The sequence below is a fragment of the Microcoleus sp. B4-C2 genome, assembly GCF_036705265.1.
Taxonomy (GTDB): domain Bacteria; phylum Cyanobacteriota; class Cyanobacteriia; order Cyanobacteriales; family Microcoleaceae; genus Microcoleus.
Window position 1 is genome coordinate 2,421 of sequence record NZ_JAUBUB010000144.1, and the last position, 8,245, is coordinate 10,665.

Sequence of the window (8,245 nt, forward strand, 5' to 3'; positions counted from 1 at the left end):
GTCTCAGGGGAAGCGACTGGCTGTAATACTCTAGCGCTTTCTGTTTTTCTCCCAATTCTGAGTAGACACTGCCGATGCTGGTGAGGGTGACAGCTTCCCCGCTGCGATCGCCGGTTGCCTGAAATAGGGGAAGCGACTGGCTGTAATACTCTAGCGCTTTCTGTTTTTCTCCCAATGCTGAGTAGACACTGCCGATATTGGTGAGGGTAACAGCTTCCCCGCTGCGATCGCCTACTGCCCGTCTCAGGGGAAGCGACTGGCTGTAATACTCTAGCGCTTTCTGTTTTTCTCCCAATTCTGAGTAGACACTGCCGATGTTGTTGAGGGTGATAGCTTCCCCACCACGATCGCCTGTTGCCCGACTCAGGGGAAGCGACTGGCTGTAATACTCTAGCGCTTTTTGTTTTTCTCCCAAACCTGAGTAGACTAAGCCGATGTTGCTGAAGGTGACAGCTTCCCGGCGGCGATCGCCCGCTTCTCGATACAGGTTTAATGCTATTTCAAACTTGACGATCGCACTTCTTTTTGCTTTCGCTGTTCCTTGCTGGTAGAGTTTTAGTCCTTCTTTGAATGCTTTTGCAGCAGCCTCGCTACTGTTAGTTTGTGATGTTTGTACGGTTTTGCCAACGGGCACGGCTGCTGCAACTGGCTGACTTAACTGAACCGAAAGTGCGATCGACATACCAGCCAAAAACCATTGAGTGCGATCGAACATAGCCACCCCTTGTGTATTTTTGTCAATTTTAGTCACTAGCCCCCTTAGTGTAAAGGCAGGAAGAAGTAAGGGCGATCGGCATTTTTGCTAGAGTTAACGAGTAGGTGCGATTCCCTGCGGGATCGCTACGCCGCGCGTACTTTTTCCCAGCATGAACAACATCCTAACTACCCCCGATCCCGTAAGCAGCCACTGGGATTGCCCCGAATGCGGCGGCACCGGTACCCTCAGCCCAGAAATTTGCCCTGTTTGCCTCGGAGCAAAATACATCGATCTCGCTACAATAACGAACTGGATGCTCGATTTTATGGAATCTCGCGGCTGCGATCGAGCTGAGATCGATCGATTGCGAAGCGAAAACCCAGACCCGCTAACATTAACTTTTTGCCTCGAACTTTGTATTGCCCTTAAATAAACAACGATATCAAGTCTGCTTAATTGCTTATAAATCATTTACTGGCATCGGGCATCGGGCATTGTCGGAAAAAAAACGCACTCTACAAGTTGATTTAACTTATATCTTGCACCATTCTCAATTAGCCTTTTAGGAACAGGCAAGATGCCTGTTCCACAAGAAAATCTACTCTTTGTGGAACAGGCATCTTGCCTGTTCTTGAGAATGGTGCAAAATGTGAGTTTAACAGAAACGAAATAATGCCCAATTCCCTATTCCCCATGCCCTATTCCCAATATTCAGTGTCCCTTAACCGGATGTTGACCGTAAAAAGGCAAAGCATCCGACCAATCAGGACGACTTCCCATTTGCCACTCCAAATAAGCCAATTCCAACACGCTAGAAACCGACCATCCCAACTCGCTACCAACTTCAATCAACTGATAAGAATTCCCCCAATTATCCAACTTTTCTTGCCAAGATTCAGGAGTCATCACCGTCTCAGGAAACAACTCAGTTAAACCAGAATCTTTGTTAATTGAATAAACAGCGCCAAACAATTGTCCCCGCTGTGCAGGCATTTGCAGCGCGATATCATCTTTCAAAAGCCCCCCCTTAGCAAGGGGGGGTTGGGGGGGTTCCGTATTCAAAAGCCCCCCCTTAGCAAGGGAAGGTTCTGCACTCAAAAGCCCCCCCTTAGCAAGGGGGGGTTGGGGGGGTTCCGCCCAAGCCACAGCCGCCAGAGTTGAAACCGCAAAAACCGGAATATCCAACTGTTGAGCCAAAGTCCGCGCCGTCACCATACCCATCCGAGTCCCCGTGAAACCTCCGGGCCCCTTCGCTACTGCAATAAAAGCCAAATCCCCCCAAGTTTGCGGCCCAATAAACTCCACTAAATACTGATGCAAATGAGTTGCTAAATCGCGATCCAAATTCCAAGTTTGGCAGCGAGAATCCCCGGCAAAATTGCTGATGGCTAAACCGAGTTCGCGACTAGCTGTGTGCAGGGCTAAGCCGTATTTTTTAACTGATGTTCCGTCTTGGGGATTGCTATTCACGATTACTGATAATTTTCCTTAACAAAAAACAGCGGTAAAGCCACAACTAAGCAACCCAAAAGAATGCCAAATATTCCCGTATTTAAAATCCTGGAATTACCCATGCCGCCACTCACCAAAAACAGCACTACTAAACTTGCAAATAAATTGTTATTTGCAAATTCTTTGTGTTGGGAAACTTGATGCTTCACAGTCATAAAACCCGACGAAACTATTAGCGCAAACCAAGAATTAAAAATGACTATTTGAGAGCCAAAGATAAACCAAACTAAGGCAAACATTAGCGCATCTATCCAAAAATCTTGAGTTTTCAACTTCGGCAGCCAAAATTCTTGGGTAGTAACAGAGGCGGCTTTCTTGAGTAATTGATTGTGTTGCAGCCGCACGAGTTTGTTTCTCAATTTAATCTTGGGATCGATTTGCAATATTTGCTTCCACTCCGGGCGGCGAGAATTGTTGAGTCTTCCCAACAACTTCACGGCTGCGACTTTATTTAACTGCAAATCGGTGAGTCTGGTGGCAATTATTTGAGATAAGTGCGGATAGTAAACGGGGTTGTCTTCGGTTCTGTTGATGACGATAGTGAGCTGTTGCTTGGCTTGACTGACTTGGATTGTAACATTGTAGGGGGCGAGATCCTCTTGCAAAGCTTGCTGAATTTCGGCTTGCTGTTGGCGAGTGAAAAGCGACACACCGGGCGCAGGTGTAAGCACCCGTTCTGCAGGCGTTTCCGGCGCGTCTAGCACAGGCTGTGCGTCTAAATACACCGGTTTGGGGTTCAAGTGCCGGATGACTGCTGAGGCTGAACTGTAGCGCCGATTGGTGGCACTTTGAAGCATGGTGTCGAGGATGCGGCCGAAATCATCGCTAACAGCGGTTTTCAAATAATTTCGCCAAGCCCAAGAATCCTCTGTACTGTCGAACAAATCGAAGGGAGGAATTTCAGTCAGCAAGTGAATGCAGGTAACGCCCAAACTGTAGATATCGCTGGCAAAAACTGCTTTCCCCATCAATTGTTCTGGGGCTGTATAAGCAGCACTGCCGATGATTGTACCAGTTTGCGGCAACCCGGTTGCTGTTACTTTCTTAGCTGCACCAAAGTCTACTAAAACAATATCTTTTTGGAAAGGAGAGGGTTGATAGGAATTTTCTAAGGCGGGTAAAGGGGCTGGAGTTAGCCGGCGGCGAATGATATTTTCGGGTTTGATATCGCGGTGAATGACTTTGGATTTGTGGACGAAGTGGAGCACTGGCAATAAATCGTTGAGGATTTGCCGAATTTGAGTTTCGGTGAAGGCTCCTTTTTGTTCTAATTCTCTGGCTAGGTTTTTGCCGTCTATAAATTCTTGTACTAAATACTGTCTCCCGTCTTGTTCAAAATGCGCGATTAATTCGGGAATCTGGGGATGTTTTCCCAAGGTTTCTAGCTGGGCTGCTTCTTGGTGAAATAGTTGAGCGGCTTTTTCGGCTGAGGTATTTTGCTGCAAAAATTGCTTGATTACGCACTGCGAAAAAATCAGGGGTTTGGTTTCATCAACTGCTAGAAATGTTCGGCCAAAGCCTCCTTGCCCGATCGGCTTTATGGTTCGGTAGCGAGATGCTGATGGCGTTTCTGCGTCAATAGTTAATAACAATTTTGATCCGCAACTTTGGCACAATTCTGCATCACCTAGGTTTTGCGGATTCTGACAAGTTGGGTTTAAGCAATAGCTCATTGGATTTTAGATTTTAGATTTTAGATTTTAGATTTGTAATTGGGAATTGGGAATTGGGAATTGGGAATTGGGAATGGGGCATTGGGAATTGGTTATTGGTTATTGGTTATTGGTTGTTATCGCCAACCACTCACAAAAAACCTATAAAAAACAACAAATAGCAACCAACAACCAACAAATAACTAATGACTAATGACTACTGACTACTGACTAATGACTTCTTCCTTAAGTCGGGACGAGTTCGCCTGGCCGCAATTTTGCCCATTTGCCGGTCTCTTGCTTGAAACTCTGACACCCAACTACATCCCATTCCATTTCAATTTCGTCTTGGCGGGGACGGATGTTGACGTTGATGGTGGGTTCTACGGGGTCGAAATCGGGTGTTTCGGTGAGGTGAAGCTGTTCGTGCTGTTCTTCTACGGCGTGGTAGGTGAAGCAGCGGTCTACATAGTGGCAGTTAATACAAATACACATTCTTGATATCCTCTGTGCATTTCAAAAAGATTGGTGAAATTTGAGCTTTCTGTTAATCTAGCGTAGCAAGAGTTTAATTGTTTGTAAGGAAAGTAGATTTTTGTTGCGATGCCGATTAATTTGCCCTCTTCATTATCTCCTGATACTTGGCCGTTTGATTTGCAACTGCTGACACCGCCTGCTTATTTGGTGGGCGGTGCGGTGCGGGATGCGCTGCTGGGGAGGCGATCGCACTATTTTGATTTAGATTTCGTTATGCTAACACGGGCCGTGAAGACTGCTCGAAAAATTGCCGATCGCACGAAAGGTGGATTTGTCTTGTTGGATGCGGAACGCCAAATTGCGCGGGTGGTGTTTGCGGGCGGTACGGTGGATTTGGCGCAGGCGGAAGGGGGGAGTCTGGAGGGGGATTTGCTGCGCCGGGATTTTCGGATAAATGCGATCGCCTGCAATCCTTTTACAGGAGAAATCATCGATCCTTTGGACGGTCAAACTGATTTGCGGTTGGGTGTGCTGCGGATGGTTTCGCGGTCAAATTTGGAGGACGATCCGCTGAGGTTATTAAGAGCTTACCGCCAAGCGGCGCAGTTGGGTTTTGCGATCGAAACTGAAACTCAATCGGCGATTCGGGAATTAGCGCCGCTGTTGAGTCGGGTAGCGGTGGAACGGGTGCGGACGGAATTGGGTTATTTGTTGAGCAATCCTGACGGTGTTCCTTGGATTTGTCGCGGTTGGGAAGATGGTTTGTTTTCGATTTGGTTTGAAAGTGCGATCGACCGTTTTGATATTTTGACAAAAATTGACGCATCGGCTGACAAATTAGCGGTAATTTACCCGGAATTAGGGAACGAATTCGGCCGTCAGATTAGAGATACAATTAAAACGCCTTTGTTGGCTGTCGCGAAGCTGGCTATTTTGGCAGATTCCGACCCGACAATTGCTGAAACGCAGTTGCTGCGGTTGAAGTACAGCAATGCGGAGATTAAAAGTGCGATCGGGCTTTTGAAATACTTGCCCAAATTACAACCAAAACCTATCGCGGAAATGTCTTTGCGAGAACAGTATTTTTTGTTTCGGGATGTAGGAATAGTATTTCCAGTTTTAGCGGTTTTGGCGGTGGCGGCGGGAGTTGCGATTGATGAAATTTCACTGTTAATTAATCGCTATCTGGATGCGGATGATATTATTGCTCATCCGACACAATTAGTTAGCGGCAATGATTTAATGGAATATTTAAATTTGCCGAGAAGTCCGCGCATCGGTCAATTTTTAATGGAGATTCAATTAGCGCGGGTGGAGGGGAGAATTGCGACTCGCGAAGAGGCGCTGAAATTGGCGGCAGAGTTGGTTAATCAGTAAGTTTAAATTGATATATTGCAGAAATTAGAACGGGCAAGATGCCCGTTCCACAATACACTTAATTGTATTGTGGGCCGTTGCTCTGAGCAACGCTCTAAAAAGTTAGTATACAATGGTGCAAAATGTGCATATTAACTGATATCTTGCACCATTGTCAGCAACAGGCAAGATGCCTGTTCCACAAAATATAAATTTTCTTGTGGAACAGGCATCTTGCCTGTTCATAAAAGGCTAATTGACAATGGTGCAACATATGAGTATTAAACAACATCCCTTAATTCTTCCGGCAATTCAAACTTGCCATCTGCAGTCGGTTCAAATTCAACAACTTTCAACACAGCATCAACATTCAGCGGCCCGTAAATGTGCGGGTAATTCTCACCCGCAGCATATTCATACTTAAGTTCAGCTTGCAGTTTGTCCGAGTCAATCGAAAGCAGCAACAATCCTGTTTGTCCCACAAAAAATTTATTAGCAGATTTAAGAACTTGTGGCAGAGTCGAACAGTGGATAAATCCTTCAGTATCTAGCGTATCTCCGCGATAGGATTGAACTTGTTTTGCTTCTTCCCACTGTTGGCTGCGGGTGATGTGAAAAATAATGCTCATAATTGAATAAGTTCTAGGTTTAATTGACAATTGGCAGCAAAATTTGAGAGGGAAAATTCCCGCCACAACTTACTGTCAGCGTGATAATTTTAGCATCGATCGCCCGCGCTTCACCGCCCGGCGCGCCCGTTCCCGGATTCATGTCGTAAGCGGGAAAACAAGCCGCACTTAAACTCAGACGCAAGGCATTACCTTTGGTAATTTGCATACAAGTTGCTTGCAGCACAATTCTTACAGGTGTTTCCCCTGAATTTACCCGCACGTAACCTTGAGTAAAATTGTAGACGCTGCCGCTATCTTTGACCTCAGAAAGTATCGCACACATATCAAAACTCGGCGCACCGGCGGTACAAAATACTTCGACAATTATATCTCCAGCTAAGTGCAAATCTGCTGTTAGCGGTGCCGAAGAGTATGTTAACACATCGGTGCGGCAGTCAATAGTCGATCGCTCGATCGCACCGGCAGGAAATGCAGCGTGACCTCCCAAGGATGGCACCGGCCGCCAAGGGTCATGTACGAATATATCATCAGTGCAAACATCCGCGCAACTCTCTGTTAAAATACCCGCATCTTCTCTCATCGCAGCAAGTCCGGTACTTGCTAAAAAATAAGATTTATGATTATTATTAGGCCATTTATCAAATTTCCGCCAATCATTCTTCCCCATCTCAAATAGCGAAATCGGCAGCTCGTCTAATATTCCTGTATCAACTCCTTTGAGGAAGCGATCGAACCAGCGAATTTGCAACTCATCCACAGGATTTGAAGCTGCCAAACCATAATCCAACGCTCCAACTTTTCGCCCCCAAGGTAAATGCGCCCAAGGGCCAATTATCAAATGCTGCGGATAGGAACTCCGGGTCACCATTTCCTTATAAAGATGGATTGTTCCCCGCAAATAAGTATCAAACCAACCACCAATGTGCAGCATCGGTAAGTCTAAATCTTTGATGTTTGGCGATAACTTTTCCCAATACTCGCTCGGTCGATAATTATGCAACCAATCGTGATAATATGAGTCTGGCGCAAGATTTTTAATAATCTCAGGACGCGCCGGCACGGTATCGTATAGCGGGAGATTTCTCGAAGCTGCATAAAAGGCTTGATAGGCAGAAGTATCGGCTTTTAAGCGAGCGGTTTCTGCAGCTAGCTGAATTGCCCAGCCGAGATTTGATTGCAGACAAAATGCGCCGCCTTCATAGGCCCAATCTGCGTATAAATTGCACCCTACCATTGCCGGACAAATTGTGATTAATGCACTGGGTTTAGCAGCAGCCGCGTAGAGTTGAGTCATGCCTTGGTAGGAAAAACCGTACATTCCGACTTTGCCGTTACTTCCCGGCAAATTAGCTGCCCAATTGACGGTATCAAAACCGTCTTGTGTTTCGTTAACAAATAGGTTAAATTCGCCTTCGGAAGTGCCGCGTCCCCGCACGTCTTGGATGACAACGATGTAGCCGTGTTTGGCGTACCATGCGGGATGGGAATATACTACTGTAGAGGCGATCGCCCTTCCGTAAGGTTGCCGCATTAACAATACTGGAAATTCGCCCTCCGCATCGGGGCGGTAGATGTCAGCATCTAAACGAACCCCATCTTTAGTTAGCATTGACGCTGTTTCTTTCGGACAAAGTTTCAGCATAAATCCTACAAAACATCAAATAAAAAAGTTCTGATAAAGGACTGAGATCCTTACTACAAACCTGATAATTGTTCGTAGGGACACGGCACTGCCCATTGGTGTCCAATTAACGTACAACCCATATTCCGGCAGGGGTTGAAACCCCTGCCTCAAAGCTAAAGTCCTCTAAAGAGGACTAAGAAAAACACTTTTCAACTCATTAGTCCTCTTTAGAGCGTTCCACCGGCGTCGCACGCCGGTTATGAATAAAAGAAACAGTAAAGCTAGCCCAAAAGTT

Annotated in this window: 8 protein-coding genes; 2 read left to right on the plus strand and 6 right to left on the minus strand. The window is 46.2% G+C overall.

The features are described from left to right. Nucleotides 1–715 (minus strand): tetratricopeptide repeat protein (locus QUB20_RS26890; RefSeq protein ID WP_333291784.1); only part of this gene is annotated, 715 nt, incomplete at its 3' end. Nucleotides 716–866: 151 nt separating this feature from the next. On the opposite strand from QUB20_RS26890, the gene QUB20_RS26895 reads away from it, so the two are divergent. Continuing rightward, complete coding sequence (locus tag QUB20_RS26895) at nucleotides 867–1,130, plus strand: hypothetical protein (RefSeq protein ID WP_333251005.1); 264 nt, start codon at nucleotides 867–869, stop codon at nucleotides 1,128–1,130. 278 nt (nucleotides 1,131–1,408) lie between these two features. Here the strand turns inward: QUB20_RS26895 and tsaB are convergent, their stop codons facing one another. The 3 genes from tsaB to QUB20_RS26910 form a co-directional block, all read right to left on the minus strand. Continuing rightward, a complete protein-coding gene (gene tsaB / locus QUB20_RS26900; protein WP_333251007.1) occupies nucleotides 1,409–2,167 on the minus strand; it encodes a tRNA (adenosine(37)-N6)-threonylcarbamoyltransferase complex dimerization subunit type 1 TsaB in 759 nt (252 codons plus the stop codon). Nucleotides 2,168–2,169: 2 nt separating this feature from the next. Further along, the gene (locus tag QUB20_RS26905; protein ID WP_333251010.1) at nucleotides 2,170–3,882 is read right to left on the minus strand and encodes a serine/threonine-protein kinase; all 1,713 of its coding nucleotides are present in this window, start codon (nucleotides 3,880–3,882) and stop codon (nucleotides 2,170–2,172) included. 225 nt (nucleotides 3,883–4,107) lie between these two features. Beyond that, nucleotides 4,108–4,356, minus strand: coding sequence for a Ycf34 family protein (locus tag QUB20_RS26910; protein WP_006632635.1), 249 nt, complete (start codon nucleotides 4,354–4,356; stop codon nucleotides 4,108–4,110). A 108-nt stretch (nucleotides 4,357–4,464) separates the two neighbouring features. On the opposite strand from QUB20_RS26910, the gene QUB20_RS26915 reads away from it, so the two are divergent. Beyond that, nucleotides 4,465–5,715, plus strand: a complete 1,251-nt coding sequence (locus QUB20_RS26915) for a CCA tRNA nucleotidyltransferase (RefSeq protein ID WP_333251012.1) — start codon at nucleotides 4,465–4,467, stop codon at nucleotides 5,713–5,715. 260 nt (nucleotides 5,716–5,975) lie between these two features. Here QUB20_RS26915 and QUB20_RS26920 read toward each other — a convergent pair whose 3' ends face one another. After that, complete coding sequence (locus tag QUB20_RS26920) at nucleotides 5,976–6,323, minus strand: DUF952 domain-containing protein (protein ID WP_333251014.1); 348 nt, start codon at nucleotides 6,321–6,323, stop codon at nucleotides 5,976–5,978. Between the two features lie 19 nt (nucleotides 6,324–6,342). Continuing rightward, on the minus strand, nucleotides 6,343–7,935 hold the full coding sequence (locus QUB20_RS26925) for a CocE/NonD family hydrolase (RefSeq protein ID WP_333251017.1): 1,593 nt from the start codon (nucleotides 7,933–7,935) through the stop codon (nucleotides 6,343–6,345). Nucleotides 7,936–8,245: the final 310 nt, after the last annotated feature.

Bases quoted from the DNA above. Each gene is read 5' to 3' on its own strand.
- QUB20_RS26895 (WP_333251005.1), top strand. From the start codon at position 867: ATGAACAACATCCTAACTACCCCCGATCCCGTAAGCAGCCACTGGGAT.
- QUB20_RS26910 (WP_006632635.1), bottom strand. From the start codon at position 4,356: ATGTGTATTTGTATTAACTGCCACTATGTAGACCGCTGCTTCACCTAC.
- QUB20_RS26925 (WP_333251017.1), bottom strand. From the start codon at position 7,935: ATGCTAACTAAAGATGGGGTTCGTTTAGATGCTGACATCTACCGCCCC.
- QUB20_RS26920 (WP_333251014.1), bottom strand. From the start codon at position 6,323: ATGAGCATTATTTTTCACATCACCCGCAGCCAACAGTGGGAAGAAGCA.
- QUB20_RS26915 (WP_333251012.1), top strand. From the start codon at position 4,465: ATGCCGATTAATTTGCCCTCTTCATTATCTCCTGATACTTGGCCGTTT.
- QUB20_RS26905 (WP_333251010.1), bottom strand. From the start codon at position 3,882: ATGAGCTATTGCTTAAACCCAACTTGTCAGAATCCGCAAAACCTAGGT.